Origin of the sequence: Corynebacterium nasorum, from assembly GCF_032821635.1 — a bacterium.
GTDB lineage: Bacteria > Actinomycetota > Actinomycetes > Mycobacteriales > Mycobacteriaceae > Corynebacterium > Corynebacterium kefirresidentii.
Genome location: NZ_JAVBIE010000007.1, coordinates 1 through 14,600, shown reverse-complemented (window position 1 = coordinate 14,600; position 14,600 = coordinate 1). Strand labels below are relative to the sequence as shown.

Here is a 14,600-nt window from a genome sequence, read left to right as displayed (position 1 = left end):
GCAGTGACAGTGAATTCGCACCAGCGCATTCCCGTTTCCTCAGAGCCGTTGGCCCGCGGAGTAATTGAATTCCTCGGCGGGCCAATGGGCCGTTTTGCCGGCGTTCGCCCCACTCAATGGTGGACCCCGCTGCGCGCCATCATCGCCGTCGGTTGGGTATTTCTGGCTTGCGGATTCCTCTCCAAAGCCAATTGTGCCGGCGGTACCCGCGGTGATGACGGGGTTATTAGCTTGAATTGGGCAGCAAACCGCCAGTACACCTCTTTCTGCTATAACGACATCATCCCGCTCTACGGCGGCCGTGGCCTCGATGAAGGCGGCTTCCCCTATGCCTATTCTTGGCAGGAGGGCGACCTGACCCGCTATATGGAATACCCGGTCCTCGCGGGCTTATTCCAAGGAATGATGGGGTGGATCGCCCGCAATACCTATTCCCTTGTGGAGTGGGCCGGAATCCCGGAGGCCGGTTGGTACTTCGGCCTCACCGCCCTGGTCATGTCCTGTATCTGGGTCGGCGTGCTTTATATGGTCTACCTGTTGGTAGGCAATCGCACGTGGGACACCATCCTCGTAGCGGCCAGCCCCCTTATCATCATTCACGCCTTTAGCAACTGGGATATCCCCTCCATCGCCTTTGCCGTAGGCGCGCTTCTGGCCGCCGCGCGCAAGCGGCCGGTGGTAGCAGGTGTCCTTATCGGCCTTGGCGCCTCTTTCAAGCTATGGCCGGTCTTCATCTTGGGGGCATTCTTGGTCTTGGCGGTGCGCAACCGCCGTTGGTCGCAATTTTTCCTAGCCTTACTTGGCGCGTCCGTAGCTTGGATTGCGGTCAACGCGCCGGTGGCAATGAAATACCCGGATGCGTGGCGAGAATTTTTCCGCCTCAACCAAGAGCGCGGTGCGGAGTGGACCACCATCTACTCAGTGCTCAGCCGCAATACCGGCATGAGTTTTAGCCCAGAGTTTCTCAATACCTTCAGCTTGGTGGCTTTTTTGGCTCTTTGCGCAGCAATTGCGGTGCTGGGTCTGCGCAGCGCGCGAACCCCGCGCATGGCAGAGCTGGTCTACCTCATCGTGGCTGCCTTTTTATTGGTCAACAAGGTGTGGTCGCCGCAGTATTCGCTGTGGCTGGTGGTCCCCGCAGCTCTGGCGTTGCCGCGCTGGCGTCTGGTCTTTAGCTGGGCGCTTGTCGACGCCCTGGTATGGCCGCTATTGATGTGGCACATGCTGGGCACGGACAATAAGGGCATTCCGCACGAGCTTCTCGACGTCGCCGTTATTTCCCGCGATGCCCTCATTATCGCCATGGCTGTATTTATCATTCGCCAGATGTGTGGGAAGGTCACGGATAAGGTGCGCGATGCGCATGGTGGCAGTGATCCTTTGGCAGGAGCATTCGCATGATTGTTACCTATATCGGGATGGCCTCCATCTTCTTAGGCTTTCTCTGCGTGATGGGTGCCTTTTGGCTGTTTCATAACCGCGAGGATCGGCGCGGGCCCATCGTTTTAGGGATCTTGGCTATCCTTTTCCTCACCATCATTCCGGCGACAGCCGCTGTGTTTTTCGCCGCAACTACCACCGGTTAGATTTCTTTTCGCCGGTCACTTGCGGTACTGTAGTGGGGTTGCTTGACGCAACGTACCCTCCTGCTGCATCCGCAAAGGTGATGCAGCCGAAAACTACTAGACCATAGGAGGTGATGAGGTCCGTGCGTCACTACGAAGTCATGATCATTCTGGATCCTAATCAGGATGAGCGCACCGTAACCCCGTCCCTGGATAAGTTCCTCGAAATCGTCCGCCAGGATGGCGGCAAGGTTGAGAACCTTGATGTATGGGGCAAGCGTCGTCTTGCATACCCCATCAACAAGAAGGAAGAGGGCATTTATGCCGTCGTCAACCTGGAGTGCGAGCACACTTCGGTTGCCGAGCTCGACCGCCGTCTGAACCTGAACGACACCATCCTGCGTACCAAGGTTCTGCGCACCGACAGCAAGTAACGGATACTGGGATCAAGCACAATCCACGTAACCGATAAGGAGTAAAGACATGGCACAGGGAGATACCAATATCACGGTGGTAGGCAACATCGTTGCTGACCCCGAGCTGCGCTTCACCCCGGCGGGTGCGGCAGTAGCTAACTTCCGCGTCGCCTCCACCCCTCGTCGCTATAACTCGCAGACGAACCAGTGGGAAGACGGCGAAGCTATGTTCCTGACCTGCAACGTATGGCGTCAGGCGGCAGAAAACGTCGCCGAAACCCTGTCTAAGGGCATGCGCGTCATCGTTACCGGACGCTTGAAGCAGCGTTCCTTCCAGACCCGCGAGGGTGAAAACCGCACCGTATTCGAGATTGACGTCGACGAAGTCGGCCCGTCTCTGCGCTACGCCACCGCACAGGTAAACCGCAATCCACGTGAGGGCGGCAATAACTTTAGCGGCGGCCAGCAGCGCTCGAATAACAATAATCAGGGCGGTTTTGGAGGCGGCCAGCAACAGCAGCCGCAGCAGCAGAACCAGGCTCCTTCTGAGGATCCGTGGAACTCCGCGCCACCAGCTGGTGGTTTCGGAGGCGCTGATTCTGAACCTCCGTTCTAAGTCTGTCACCCGCAACTATTCAACTAACTCAATTGAAAGGCAGGGATCATGAAGCTGATCCTCACCGCTGCCGTTGAGAACCTCGGCGCCGCTGGCGAAATTGTTGAGGTTAAGGACGGCTACGGACGTAACTACCTGCTTCCTCGCGGCCTGGCTATCGTGGCTACCCGCGGCGCAGAGAAGCAGATTGAGGGCATCAAGCGCGCCCAGGAAGCTCGCGAGATTCGCGACCTGGATCACGCACGTGAGGTCCGCAACCAGCTCGAGCAGCTGACGGATGTCAAGGTAGAGGTTAAGACCTCCGAATCCGGTAAGCTCTTCGGTTCCGTTAAAGCAGAAGACATTGTCAACGCCGTCTCCAAGGCCGGTGGCCCAAAGCTGGATAAGCGCATTGTTGTGCTTCCAAAGGGCCTGGTCAAGAAGACCGGCAATTACCAGGTCGAGCTGAAGCTGCACGCTGATGTTATCGGCAAGGTGAACTTCTCGGTCGTTGCTGCCTAACTAGGCGCACGACGGTCCATATAGACCCAAAGACAACAGCAACGCTTTAGGCCTCAAGTTCCTGCTATGTGAGGTGGCAGGTTCTTGGGGCCTTTAGCGCGTTTTCACCGGCTTGTGGATAACTGTGGAAATCTGTGGATAACTCTCCAGCTCATTAACTTTGCGTTTACACCTCGGTTGCTTTATTAACCCGCAGGTCAGGGCCCTTATCCACTGTTAATGTGCCACTTTTCACATCTGCGAAAACCCGTCGTGAGCAGGGGATATGATGTGTGCAGGTCACGGAGGTTTTGAGTTATCCACAAGCATATGCAGGGCAATTGCGGCCCGAGTATGTCGCGACCAGCAATTTCCACACCATCCTGTGGATAACTTCCGGCTTTATACCCAGGGGGTAGTGTCCCGGCGCTAGACTAAACTGAAATTCCGTTACGCTTGCTCGCTCGAATAGCTACAAGGGGGAAGACATGACCAACGCCAGCTTTGACGATGAACACCTGCCGCCGGAGCCGCCGCCCGAGGAGGAACCGGCCCCACGCCGTCGCTTTCAGCAGGAAGAGCCAAAGCGCTATGGAGAATTCCGCCAGCCCCCCGCAGACCGGGAGGCGGAGCAGGGCGTCCTAGGCGCAATGCTGCTGAGTCCCCATACGGTGATGGAAGTCATTGAGGAACTGGAACCGGAGGACTTTTACTATCCGGCCCATACCCTGATCTACCGCGCCATGCTGGACCTTTATTCTGAGGGTAAAGACGTCGATGCTGTCATTTTGGCCTCTCAGCTGGATCGCTTTAATAACCTCGAACGCGTTGGTGGCGCCCCCTATCTGCACACGCTGCTGGCCACGGTGCCGACGGCGGCAAATGCCCTCTATTACGCAGAGATCGTGGCGGAGAAGGCCGTGTTGCGCAAGCTGGTTGATGCCGGCACCCGCGTAGTACAGCTAGGATTTTCCGGCACCGAGGATGCAGAGATCGAGTCCGTCCTGGACCGCGCCCAGCAGGAAGTCTTCGCCGTCGCCCAGCGCAAAACTGCGGAAGATTACCGAGTCTTGGGTGACCTCATTGACCCCACCATTGATGAGCTGGCAGCACTGCAGCAAGCCGGCGGTGTGGAACTAGGCGTGCCAACTGGTTTTATCGATCTAGATAAGCTGACTAACGGTCTCCACGCGGGCCAGATGGTCATCGTCGCTGCTCGTCCCGGTGTGGGTAAATCGACCCTAGCCATGGATTTCATGCGGTCCTGCTCCTTGCAGCATGGTAAGTCCTCGGTAATCTTCTCCCTCGAGATGTCAGCCTCGGAGATTGTCATGCGCCTGCTCTCGGCGGAATCAGAAGTCAAGCTGGCCGATATGCGCGGCGGCCGTGTCTCCACCGAGGACTGGGCGAAAATTGATGAAACCCTCAACCGAGTGCAAGACGCCCCGCTGTTTATTGATGACTCTCCAAACCTGACGATGATGGAGATTCGTTCCAAGGCCCGCCGCCTAAAGCAGCAGCACGGGCTGGATCTGATCGTCTTGGACTACCTGCAGCTGATGTCTTCGGGTAAAAAGGTTGAGTCCCGCCAGCAAGAGGTTTCCGAATTCTCCCGCCAGCTCAAGCTTTTGGCCAAGGAGCTAGAGGTTCCTCTCATCGCAATTTCGCAGCTGAACCGTGGACCCGAGGCGCGTACTGATAAAAAGCCGCAGCTTGCTGACCTCCGTGAGTCCGGCTCCTTGGAGCAGGACGCCGATATGGTCATGCTGCTGTACCGTCCTGACTCCCAGGATCGCGATAATGAGCGCGCCGGCGAGGCGGATATTATCCTAGCCAAGCACCGTGGCGGTCCAATCGATACCGTGCAGGTGGCACACCAGCTGCACTACTCCAAGTTCGTCAATATGGCCCACGGATAAATTACAGGTCGACCACCGCATTGGGATCGCCCAATCGTGGGCCGAGGATAACCAACACCAGGAAAACCGCAGCTGCGGCAAGCGCTAACCAGCGCCAGACGGGGAAGAAGCGTTCGCCACATAGGCGGGCGAACGCCGCACCGATGAGTGCGCCCACGGTGTTAAATATGAGGTCATCAATATCCGTTCGCCCAAGGGCAAACGCATATTGGCACACCTCCAGCATTAGGCTCAGGCCAAATCCCCACGCCACAGTGGTTTTAGTGGAACGGCACAGACTAAACACCAGCATTCCAAACGGGATAAAGAAGGCCGTGTTTCCCGCGTACTCAAATAGCGGACCAAACCAGCTGCCGCCGGAGAATTAATCCAGCGGCACCCAGCGCAGTTCTCGCGCACGCTGATTTTCCGGTTTCCACAAATAGCCGATTTGGTAGAAAGGCTTGAGCGTGGTCAATGCGACCATAACGGCCGTCCACGCGGCGAGGGAGAGCCTACTGAGCAAGCGCTATTCCTTTCTGCTCGGGCAGACTGAAGGCGGCGGCAGCCGCAATGCCAAATGCTGCGGCGAATACAATAAATAACCAGGCCGTCCCACCCGCAGCAAGCAGTGGCGGGACGATTAGTGGGGCCGCAATAGATGCTAGCCTACCGAAGCCTGCTGCCGCTCCCGTACCACGCCCTCGCAATGAAGTGGGATACAGCTCCGGACCGATGGCATAGAGGGCTCCCCAGGCGCCGAGGTTGAAGAAGGAGAGCAGACAACCAGCCAGGATGATCAATGCTTCCGTAGCTGCTGCTCCATATAGGCCGGCTGCTGCTGCCGAGCCGAGCAGGAATACCGCGAGGGTTACCCGCCTGCCCCAGAGCTCGATGAGCCAAGCTGCCACCGCGTAGCCAGGCAGCTGGGCAAGGGTGATAATGAGGGTAAAACTAAAAGACTTCACTAGGGAGAAACCGTCGGCTACTAGCAGAGAGGGAATCCAGATGAAGGCGCCATAGTAGGAGAGGTTTACACAGAACCAAATGGTCCACAACGCCGCGGTCCTCCTTCGTAGCTGCGGACTCCAGATAGACGCTGCGGGGGAAGGTGTGGGCTCTGGGAGGGCATCGTCCAGCGGGCGATTTTCCGCCGCGGCTTCGAAACTGGCAACGATAGCTTCGGCCTCATCATGGCGGCCTTTGGATTCAAGGAAACGCACAGATTCTGGTAGACCGCGGCGCACATAGATTGAATACGCGGCTGGCAGCATGCCAAGGGCCAGGGCCCAGCGCCAACCGGATTCAGATGTGCTCACCACGAAAGTGCCGATGATGGCCGCAAGGATCCATCCCAAGGCCCAGAATGCCTCGAGAATGACTACCATCCTTCCGCGGACCCGCCGAGGCGCGAATTCGGATATGAGCGTGGAGGCAACTGGTAGCTCGGCTCCGAGGCCCAACCCAACGATGAATCGGAAGAAGATGAGAACCGTAAGTCCCCCAGCTAGCGCGGATGCCCCTGTTGCCAAGCCGTAGACAAGCAAGGTGAGAGAAAAGACATTGCGGCGGCCGAATTTATCTGCCAGCAATCCGCCAAAGGTTGCACCGAGCGCCATGCCAAGGAAGCCTGCCGAGGCCAACCAGGAGGTCTGGCTGGCACCTAGATCCCAGTGAACGGCAAGGGCGGCCATGATGAAGGAGATTAACCCGACATCCATAGCATCAAGCGCCCATCCAAGGCCGGAACCTAAGAGTAGGCGCTTGTGCTTAGAGGTGACGGGAAGGCGATCGAGACGTTCGGTGCGGCTGAGCATGCGATAATACTATCGCTGAACAGAAAAACCTTTCAGGCGTAGTGAGTTGGTAACCACAAAAACCGAGCTCAGTGCCATCGCGAGGCCGGAAAATAATGGGTTGAGCAGGCCAAGCGCGGCAACAGGAATGAGTATGACGTTATAGGCAAAGGCCCAGAAAAGGTTGCCCTTGATAATTGCTAGCGTGCGGCGCGAGAGCCGAATGGCATCAGCAGCGCAGCGTAGATCGCCGTTCATCAGGGTGATATCAGAGGCTTCAATTGCCACGTCGGTACCCGCGCCCATGGCGAGCCCAAGGTCCGCCTGGGCAAGGGCGGCGGCGTCGTTAATGCCGTCGCCGACCATCGCCACGGTATGCCCGGAGCGTTGCAGTTCCTTGATGCTATCTACCTTGTCTTCTGGGAGGACTTCGGCTCTGACGTGCTCGATTCCTACCTCGGCGGCCACGGCGTGGGCGGCTCCAGCGTTATCACCGGTTAGCAGGTAAGGGGTAAGCCCAAGTTCCTTCATCTGTGCCACTGCGGCGGCAGAGCTGGGCTTGATGGTATCGCGGACCTCAATGATTCCGGCAGGTTGGCCGTCCACGGAGACAACCACCGGCGTGGCACCAGAGTCTTGTGCCTCGCGGAATGGTGCTTTTAAGTCCCCCAAGGGGCCTTGCGGCTTGCCGACGCCCACTCGGACCCCCTCTACAGTTCCTTCCACGCCGCCTGGAACTACTGCGAATTCGGTAGCCGGTTCCACGCTGCATTCCTGGGCAATGGCACGGGCGATGGGGTGTTCGGAATTGTGCTCGACGGCCGCGGCCAGCTCGAGCACGTCACCGTGGACGGCGGTAACGGACATCTCTCCAGCCGTGACCGTGCCGGTTTTATCCATCACAATGGTGTCGATTTGGCGCGTAGACTCCAAGATTTCCGGGCCCTTAATGACAAGCCCGAGCTGTGCCCCGCGGCCGGTGCCGACGAGGATAGCGGTGGGCGTCGCCAAGCCCATGGCGCATGGGCAGGCCACAATGAGAACGGATACGGCGGCGATAAAGGCCGGGGCTATCCCGCCGAAGAAGAGGTGAACAATCAGCGTAAGCGCAGCTACCGCAATCACCACAGGGACGAAGACCTGCGCGATGCGGTCCACGAGGCGCTGCACTGGTGCCTTGGAGGTTTGGGCATCTGTGACGAGCTGGGCCATCTGGGCCAGTACCGTATCCTCGCCCACCTTGGTGGCTCGCACCTCAATGCGGCCCGAAGCGTTGATGGTTGCACCAGTGACCGCATCGCCGGTACTCACCTCAACGGGTACTGGCTCGCCGGTAATCATGGACGTATCGACGGCCGAGTTGCCCGCCTTCACGATGCCATCGGTGGCGATCTTTTCGCCTGGGCGGACTACGAAGACATCGCCTACCTGCAGCTGTGCAATAGGGATGCGCCGCTCGCCCTGTGCGGTAAGTACCGAGGCTTCCTTAGCTCCTAGGGAGAGCAGCTCCCGCAGCGCCTCCGAAGACTGGCCTTTGGCCCGCGCCTCGAACCAGCGGCCGAGCAGCAGGAACGTAATGACCATGCCTACGGATTCAAAATAGATGTGGTCCATTTGTGCCGCGTTTGCATCCAGCGACATGTGCATCTTCATGCCCGGCTCGCCCGCGTTGCCGACAAACAGTGCCCACAGCGACCAGAAGTAGGCCGCCGAAGTTCCCATGGTGATGAGCGTGTCCATGGTGAAAGAACCGTGCTTAAGGTTCGTCCACGTGGCGGTGTGGAAAGGTGCGCCACCAAAGATGTAGACGATGGTAGCGATGATGGCGCAGGCCCACTGCCAATTGGGAAATTGCAGGGCCGGCGACATCGATACCACCATGAGCGGCAGCGATAAAGCTCCGGCGACAATGGTGCGGCGCAGCAACGCGTCGCCATCATCCTTCTTAGGCTGGGGATCCTCTGCCTTCGTCTCGGCCATGTCGAAAGCGCCGTAACCTGCGCCCTCAACCACCGAGATGAGCTCCTGCGGGCTAACCGTCTGGGAGTCATACTCGATGGCCGCTGCCTCGGTGGCAAAGTTGACGCTGGCGCTTACCCCGTCAAGCTTGTTGAGTTTGCGCTCGACGCGGGAGGAGCAGGAAGTGCACGTCATGCCCGTGACGCCAAGGTCCAAGTGGGACATGGCGGTGCCTACTTCAACGTGTAGCCGGCCTCAGTTACAGCGGCCGCTACCTGTTCATCGGTGAAATCGGTGCCACTAACCGTAACCGCGCCGGTGGTGTGGTCTGCAGTGACTTCGCTAACGCCGGAGATTTCGCCGACTTCTTCCTTTACTGACATTTCGCAATGTCCGCAGGTCATGCCCTCTACGGTGTAGTTCTTGGTGCTCATAATGATCCTTCCTTTGGGTTGATTTCTGTACCGATTTTATACCCCCTAGGGGTATGTGACAAGGATGATTCAGGTACGTTGGGGGAATAAAGCGATACGTAAAGGAGTTAGAACAAGCATGGCTACTATCGACGTCACCGAAGAAAACTTTGAAGAAACCGTTACCGGCGAGGGCATTACGCTCGTAGACGCTTGGGCCGATTGGTGCGGACCGTGCAAGCGCTTTGCACCGGTTTTTGAAAAGGCCTCCGAAGAGCACACGGATGCTACCTTTGCCAAGCTGGATACCGAGGCTAACCAGGGCCTTGCATCCGCACTGGAGATTCAGTCCATTCCAACGCTGATGATCTTCCGCGATGGCATCTTGGTATTCCGTGAGGCTGGCGCGCTGCCCCCTGCAGCATTGGAAGACCTACTCAAGCAGGTTAAGGAACTCGACATGGCAGAGGTCCGCCGCCAGGTAGAAGAGCAAAATGCGCAGGGCTAATACCTACTAGCTTCCTCGGCGCTTTCTGGTGAGTATCGCTAAACTCGCTAGAAAGCGTCTTTTTTATTTCCAAAGGAGAAGATAATGGCTAACCCTTTCAGCAAAGGTTGGAAGTACATGATGAGTTCCTTCGATCAGAAGATTAATGAGAACGCTGATCCGAAGGTGCAGATCCAGCAGGCTGTTCAGGCAGCCAAGGAGCAGCACCAGCAGATTTCTGAGCACGCCGCAGAAATCATCGGCCATAAGTCTCAGCTGGAAATGCAGATGGACCGCCTGGTGAAGTCCCAGCAGGACTACCAATCTCAAACCCAGCGTGCATTGGAACTGGCAGATGCGGCGGAGGATCCGCAAAAGGCTGCCGAATATAACCAGGCTGCGGAAGTTGTTGCTTCTCAGCTGGTTGCAGTGGAGCAGGAACTGGAAGACGTCAAGCAGCAGTACGCTGCCGCAGAGCAAGCTGCCGCGCAGGCCAAGAGCCAGCAGCAGCAGTCTGAGGCGCGCTTGAAGGAGCAGCTAGCCCAGGTTAGCCAGCTGGAGGCCCAAGCGGATCAAGCAGCGATGCAAGAAAAGAACGCTCAGGCCATTGAATCCATGAACCAGCTAAACCCGGATGATTCCGTGCCTACTCTTGATTCTGTGCGTGCCAAGATTGAAAAGCGCTACGCCGATGCCCTGGGCGCGCAAGAATTGCAGCATGCTACCGGCGGTGATCACATTAGTGAGATTAAAGCCGCCGGCAATGACATGAAGGCGACTGCGCGCCTTGATGCCATCCGGGCGGATATTAAGAAGAAGAAAGAGCTCGAGTCCGGCGATTAATTCTGCCGGCGAACGTTAATTAAAACCCCACGAATCCCCGAGTGGAAACCATCGCGCAGGTTCACGCGCTGAGTTTCGGTCAGGGTGTATTCGTGCAGGGTTTCGCAGGCAAATTGCAGTAATGGGCGGTCGATCTCCGGGGGAAGCCCGCCGCCCGAAAGCAGGTGTGCCTGGTCGCGTTGCTCGGTGCTAGCAGCGTTATCGAACCACCACGAGGCGTATTGCTGGCCCACGTCAAAGGGGGACTGGAATCCAGCCGAGCTCCACACTTCTTCTGGCAGCGGAACATATTTAGAGCGCAGTTTGCGGCGAGGAGCCATCATCGATGGCTTTGGTGCTGGTTTCTCTGCCGGAGCATCCTCCTCGGCAGCGGAGTCCTCTGTGGTGTCAGCCTTTGGCGGCGCTGGCTTGGGCGTTGGGGCCGGGGTGGGCTTTTCGGTAGCACCGAAGGCTGCTTCCACCTCCGAAGGCTCGCCGCATTCGTCCGGCTCCGGCATTTCCTCGCTGTCGTTGTGCGCGTTTTCGCGTACCACTGGCGGAAGCGGGCCTTCCAATACCTGCAATTCCATAGCATCGGCGAAGTCCTCGCGCGGGTCCAAAATGGTGGTGGAATCGCACGCATGGCGCAGGGCGGAGGACATGGAGTCCCAGCCAAATCCATAAAGATGCACGCGGATGCCATTGTCCACGGCTGCTTGGGCACCGGGAATCATGTCTGCATCGCCGCTGACGAGGACAAAGTCAGTGAATTGACCCTTCATGGCGGCGATGACCATATCAGCCACCAACCGGGTATCCACGGCCTTTTGGGTGCGGCGCTCACCCCATTCGATGAGCTGGCCAGTGCGTAGCTGTACGCCTTCGCAGGTGCGCAACGCCCGTTGGTAGCGGTGTGGGCCGGTATCGGGAATGCCGTCATACCAGTACTGGCGCTGGATTGGCGTCCCTAGTTGGTTCTCAATCATCCCACCCATGGTGCTGACCACCTCGGGTAGATCGATTTCTAGTTGCGCGCGAGCTCCGGTGTCCCATGAGTTATAAAAGCTTGCGAGCAAGTATGAGGTATCGACAAAGACAAGTGTGCGTTCAAGCATGGCTCCTAAGTTCCGTTCTAATTGTTCTAAATAAAATTCTTTGTGGTTTCCAGTGTGCCCCATTAGTCACAAAACGTCGATAACCTTGGACAAAATCCCAGCGCAGTAGGGGCAAAAAAGTTTTCTCTTCGGAAGTATTGCAGAGGTGGGTTGTTGCCGATATGGTTGGTTACACAAGTAACGAACCAACGAACCGAGGGTTAATGGATAATTCCACCCAACCACTCTTCCGCCAGATTGCTTCCTTGGTGGAAGACGCCATTGTGGACGGAACCCTGGGCGAGGGGGACCGGGCTCCGTCCACTAATGAGCTTGCTGACTTCCACAACATCAACCCGGCCACCGCTCGCAAGGGGATAAGCCTCCTAGTGGATATTGGTGTGCTGGATAAGCGTCGCGGCATCGGCATGTTTGTCGCAGACGGTGCCTTGGCGAAAATCCGTGAGCGCCGCAGGGCAGATTTTGCGGCGGAATACATGGCCCCGCTTGTGGATGAAGCTGTGCGGCTGGGGTACCACCGCGCCCAACTCCATGACCTATTTGATCGCGTTGCAGAAAGTCGAGGAATGTACTCATGATTAAGACACGAGATTTCACCTTTGCCGATGGCCTGACGCACGGCCTGGTTGGCCCCAACGGCATAGGCAAAACCACGCTCCTGCGCAAGATCGCCGGCCAAATCCAATCAGGCGGTATCACGGTCTTCGGGGAGCAGCCTTTTGATAATCAATCGGTCCTCAACCGAGTCATTTTGATGGGGATTGATAACCCGCTGCCGGATTCCTGGGGCATCGGAAAGCTGGGCGTCATAGGAAAGACACGCTGGCCGCGCTGGAACGATGACCGGTTTAATGAGCTGCTGGTTCGTTTCGATGTGCCGGCCAAGGCTTATTCTTCCCTTTCCCGCGGGCAAAAGTCTGCCGTGGGCTTCATCTTCGCCGTTGCTTCTGGCTGCGAAGTCATGCTTCTCGACGAACCCTATCTCGGCCTAGACACACAGCGCCGCGAGCTTTTTTATCAGGTGCTGCGTGAGGAACACGGCCGCACCATGGTCATTTCTACCCATCACCTCAATGAGGTGGCGGGCCTCCTCGATACCGTCTCGCTGATGGGTGATAACCCCATTTCCGGTCCCATCGATGACTTCATCGAGGGAATTCTGGAGCTCACCGGACCATCCGAGTCCCTCACCGCAGCGGCCGAGGAGCTGGGCCTCCCTGCGCTGAGTAGGCAAACCACGCCCTTAGGGGACCGTGTGCTTATCGACGCCCGCTCCGCTTCGACCGATCCCATTTTTCGCATTGCCCAGGCCTACGGCCTGCGTGTCAATGAGGTCTCTTTAGAGCGTGCGGTGCTGGCATTGGAGGAGAGAGCATGAAACTACTGTGGTACCTAGGCGATTGGTGGAGCTGGTCCTTCTTCTTTTTAGCTTTGTTGGTCATGCCAGTCATGGCAGAGGGAACGTGGAGTGCGCTTCCCGTAATCGCTTCTGTGGCGCTCGTGTCCTCCCTAGAACCTAACTTTCAGAAATATCAACTAGTGGGCCTGGGTTCGAGAATCTGGAACGAACATCGTCGCATTCTCGTCGCACTACTTGCACTAGCGGCAGCTGCGGGCGCGCTCACCGTGCAGCTGTGGTGGGCATTGCCTGTCTATGCGGTCGCGGCAGTATGGGCCATGTATCGCAGCGCTACTCCGAAACGTTCCGGGTACACCACTGTTGGCGTGCAACCTTCGAGCGGATTTGGTTGGTTCCCCCACAACTTGGCCGGGCAAACGATCTATCGACCGCAGGCCAAAGCATGGTGTGGAGCGTGCTTGGCGCAGATGATTGGCCTAGTTCTCTACCAGTATGAGGACGCCGCTTCAGTGCTCGAATTCCTCGGCATCTTCATCTGGGTACTGACTGTTGTGCTGCTCGGGGCGGTCTTGGGCAGCTTAAGAAAATCCCTCCGCGAATACACGGTTATGGGAGGAAGTCGTAGAGATTGGGCCCTACACACTGCAGTGCTCGGCCTGATACCTGTCCTCGCAGCCATCAGTATCAGCGCCGCACTGACGAATGACAGTGAACTCGTTACGGCCATCGCATTGCTTAGTGCGACCTGCGCCCCGGTTTTGGTCACGCTGGAATTTCTGGGAACGAAGAACTGGTACCTATTCATCCTCTATGCGGTCCTCATAGCCGGAATAGTCGTCATTTATGTCCAAACCCCCATCTCCGCAATTGCCACGTTCTTCTTGGCGGTGGCCTTCTATGCAGTATGGGCATTGACTCTCCCCAGCTACATTCGCCGAGCAAATGTCCACGGTGGCGGAATGAGTGGATGGATGGGCGTATCTTAAAGTCCTCAAAATAGTAGTTGGCCTGGGGATTTGTGTTTGTTTGAGTCGCTGTGTAACTTAATACGAGTCAGCGCGACCGACAGCGCCCCACAGGAACAAGAAAGTTCCTGGCTGAAGCGGCGATAGGAAAACAGGCCCTGACAAAATAAATTTTCTGCTCACGACGAGCTACATGCGCAAGTGTGTGGTTGTTGTGTGGTGATGATGTTTGAGAACTCAATAGTGTGCCAATGTACTTTTTATTTTTTGTGTGCATGGTTGTGTGTTGATTGGTTTGTCTGCCAATAAGCCTTTTGGTTGGTTTGTTGGTTGGTGTGTGCCGGTTGGGTATGTGGAACACGTACCTTTTTGAATGCTGTTTGGTGTTTCGGCTGCATTGAGATGGATTGGTTGGCATGTGATTGTGTTCAACTTTTTTGGTTTCCTCTTTTTGACCCCGTCGGGTTGAGGGGACTGTTTATTTTTTCTTTGTAGTAATTTTTTGGACGCCAGCACAGGCTTTTGTGGTTTGTGGTGGTTTGTTCTTTTGTTGGGTTTCGGGCTTTTCACGGCCTGTTTCGGATTTTTTCTGAAATTTTTTTGTGGAGAGTTTGATCCTGGCTCAGGACGAACGCTGGCGGCGTGCTTAACACATGCAAGTCGAACGGAAAGGCCCTGCTTGCAGGGTACTCGAGTGGCGAACGGGTG

At 56.9% G+C, this 14,600-nt stretch carries 15 protein-coding genes, 1 rRNA gene and 1 pseudogene; 12 read left to right on the top strand and 5 right to left on the bottom strand.

Translation table 11 applies throughout. From position 1 onward, the window contains the following. The first annotated feature begins 3 nt into the window (after positions 1-3). The 6 genes from RAE07_RS07000 (at position 4) to dnaB (ending at position 4,996) form a co-directional block, all read left to right on the top strand. Positions 4-1,401 (top strand): glycosyltransferase family 87 protein, encoded by a 1,398-nt coding sequence (locus RAE07_RS07000; RefSeq protein ID WP_239206490.1) that lies wholly within the window; start codon positions 4-6, stop codon positions 1,399-1,401. Further along, positions 1,398-1,586: a hypothetical protein gene (locus RAE07_RS06995; protein ID WP_023020135.1), complete on the top strand. Its 189-nt coding sequence runs from the start codon at positions 1,398-1,400 to the stop codon at positions 1,584-1,586. The genes RAE07_RS07000 and RAE07_RS06995 overlap by 4 nt, the downstream gene beginning before the upstream one ends. 122 nt (positions 1,587-1,708) lie before the next feature. Next, positions 1,709-1,999 (top strand): 30S ribosomal protein S6, encoded by a 291-nt coding sequence (rpsF, locus tag RAE07_RS06990; protein ID WP_023020134.1) that lies wholly within the window; start codon positions 1,709-1,711, stop codon positions 1,997-1,999. 49 nt (positions 2,000-2,048) lie between these two features. Beyond that, positions 2,049-2,597, top strand: coding sequence for a single-stranded DNA-binding protein (locus tag RAE07_RS06985; protein WP_023020133.1), 549 nt, complete (start codon positions 2,049-2,051; stop codon positions 2,595-2,597). A gap of 48 nt (positions 2,598-2,645) precedes the next feature. Further along, positions 2,646-3,098: a 50S ribosomal protein L9 gene (rplI, locus tag RAE07_RS06980; protein ID WP_023020132.1), complete on the top strand. Its 453-nt coding sequence runs from the start codon at positions 2,646-2,648 to the stop codon at positions 3,096-3,098. Positions 3,099-3,565: 467 nt separating this feature from the next. Then, the gene (gene dnaB / locus RAE07_RS06975; protein ID WP_317001617.1) at positions 3,566-4,996 is read left to right on the top strand and encodes a replicative DNA helicase; all 1,431 of its coding nucleotides are present in this window, start codon (positions 3,566-3,568) and stop codon (positions 4,994-4,996) included. Between the two features lies 1 nt (position 4,997). Here dnaB and RAE07_RS06970 read toward each other — a convergent pair. The 4 genes and pseudogenes from RAE07_RS06970 to RAE07_RS06955 form a co-directional block, all read right to left on the bottom strand. Then, positions 4,998-5,462, bottom strand: a pseudogene (locus RAE07_RS06970) (VanZ family protein). Between the two features lie 28 nt (positions 5,463-5,490). Beyond that, positions 5,491-6,792: an MFS transporter gene (locus RAE07_RS06965; protein WP_023020129.1), complete on the bottom strand. Its 1,302-nt coding sequence runs from the start codon at positions 6,790-6,792 to the stop codon at positions 5,491-5,493. Positions 6,793-6,801: 9 nt separating this feature from the next. After that, positions 6,802-8,955 carry a heavy metal translocating P-type ATPase gene (locus tag RAE07_RS06960; protein WP_200288523.1) on the bottom strand — a complete coding sequence of 718 codons (2,154 nt, stop codon included), beginning with the start codon at positions 8,953-8,955 and terminating at the stop codon, positions 6,802-6,804. Between the two features lie 8 nt (positions 8,956-8,963). Then, positions 8,964-9,164 (bottom strand): heavy-metal-associated domain-containing protein, encoded by a 201-nt coding sequence (locus RAE07_RS06955; RefSeq protein WP_023020127.1) that lies wholly within the window; start codon positions 9,162-9,164, stop codon positions 8,964-8,966. A gap of 118 nt (positions 9,165-9,282) precedes the next feature. Between RAE07_RS06955 and trxA the strand changes: the two genes are divergently transcribed. Both trxA and RAE07_RS06945 read left to right on the top strand, forming a co-directional pair. Beyond that, positions 9,283-9,651, top strand: coding sequence for a thioredoxin (gene trxA, locus RAE07_RS06950; RefSeq protein ID WP_005325956.1), 369 nt, complete (start codon positions 9,283-9,285; stop codon positions 9,649-9,651). An 84-nt stretch (positions 9,652-9,735) separates the two neighbouring features. Continuing rightward, the gene (locus RAE07_RS06945; RefSeq protein WP_317001616.1) at positions 9,736-10,473 is read left to right on the top strand and encodes a PspA/IM30 family protein; all 738 of its coding nucleotides are present in this window, start codon (positions 9,736-9,738) and stop codon (positions 10,471-10,473) included. Here the strand turns inward: RAE07_RS06945 and RAE07_RS06940 are convergent. Continuing rightward, on the bottom strand, positions 10,470-11,567 hold the full coding sequence (locus tag RAE07_RS06940; RefSeq protein WP_317001615.1) for an NYN domain-containing protein: 1,098 nt from the start codon (positions 11,565-11,567) through the stop codon (positions 10,470-10,472). The two genes, RAE07_RS06945 and RAE07_RS06940, sit on opposite strands and share 4 nt — an antisense overlap. Before the next feature lie 203 nt (positions 11,568-11,770). Here RAE07_RS06940 and RAE07_RS06935 point away from each other — a divergent pair, with 203 nt between their 5' ends. The 4 genes from RAE07_RS06935 to RAE07_RS06920 form a co-directional block, all read left to right on the top strand. Beyond that, positions 11,771-12,145, top strand: a complete 375-nt coding sequence (locus RAE07_RS06935) for a GntR family transcriptional regulator (protein WP_023020124.1) — start codon at positions 11,771-11,773, stop codon at positions 12,143-12,145. Next, a complete protein-coding gene (locus tag RAE07_RS06930; protein ID WP_301732873.1) occupies positions 12,142-12,945 on the top strand; it encodes an AAA family ATPase in 804 nt (267 codons plus the stop codon). The genes RAE07_RS06935 and RAE07_RS06930 overlap by 4 nt, the downstream gene beginning before the upstream one ends. Continuing rightward, positions 12,942-13,913: a beta-carotene 15,15'-monooxygenase gene (locus tag RAE07_RS06925; RefSeq protein ID WP_301732874.1), complete on the top strand. Its 972-nt coding sequence runs from the start codon at positions 12,942-12,944 to the stop codon at positions 13,911-13,913. Before RAE07_RS06930 ends, RAE07_RS06925 begins: the two co-directional genes overlap by 4 nt. 578 nt (positions 13,914-14,491) lie before the next feature. Next, positions 14,492-14,600, top strand: a 16S ribosomal RNA gene (locus RAE07_RS06920); the annotation flags it as partial.

What these genes read in the sequence shown, in the direction of transcription:
- RAE07_RS06995 (WP_023020135.1), top strand. Translation starts at nt 1,398, where the DNA reads ATGATTGTTACCTATATCGGGATGGCCTCCATCTTCTTAGGCTTTCTC.
- RAE07_RS06985 (WP_023020133.1), top strand. Translation starts at nt 2,049, where the DNA reads ATGGCACAGGGAGATACCAATATCACGGTGGTAGGCAACATCGTTGCT.
- rplI (WP_023020132.1), top strand. Translation starts at nt 2,646, where the DNA reads ATGAAGCTGATCCTCACCGCTGCCGTTGAGAACCTCGGCGCCGCTGGC.
- dnaB (WP_317001617.1), top strand. Translation starts at nt 3,566, where the DNA reads ATGACCAACGCCAGCTTTGACGATGAACACCTGCCGCCGGAGCCGCCG.
- RAE07_RS06965 (WP_023020129.1), bottom strand. Translation starts at nt 6,792, where the DNA reads ATGCTCAGCCGCACCGAACGTCTCGATCGCCTTCCCGTCACCTCTAAG.
- RAE07_RS06960 (WP_200288523.1), bottom strand. Translation starts at nt 8,955, where the DNA reads ATGTCCCACTTGGACCTTGGCGTCACGGGCATGACGTGCACTTCCTGC.
- RAE07_RS06955 (WP_023020127.1), bottom strand. Translation starts at nt 9,164, where the DNA reads ATGAGCACCAAGAACTACACCGTAGAGGGCATGACCTGCGGACATTGC.
- trxA (WP_005325956.1), top strand. Translation starts at nt 9,283, where the DNA reads ATGGCTACTATCGACGTCACCGAAGAAAACTTTGAAGAAACCGTTACC.
- RAE07_RS06945 (WP_317001616.1), top strand. Translation starts at nt 9,736, where the DNA reads ATGGCTAACCCTTTCAGCAAAGGTTGGAAGTACATGATGAGTTCCTTC.
- RAE07_RS06940 (WP_317001615.1), bottom strand. Translation starts at nt 11,567, where the DNA reads ATGCTTGAACGCACACTTGTCTTTGTCGATACCTCATACTTGCTCGCA.
- RAE07_RS06935 (WP_023020124.1), top strand. Translation starts at nt 11,771, where the DNA reads ATGGATAATTCCACCCAACCACTCTTCCGCCAGATTGCTTCCTTGGTG.
- RAE07_RS06930 (WP_301732873.1), top strand. Translation starts at nt 12,142, where the DNA reads ATGATTAAGACACGAGATTTCACCTTTGCCGATGGCCTGACGCACGGC.
- RAE07_RS06925 (WP_301732874.1), top strand. Translation starts at nt 12,942, where the DNA reads ATGAAACTACTGTGGTACCTAGGCGATTGGTGGAGCTGGTCCTTCTTC.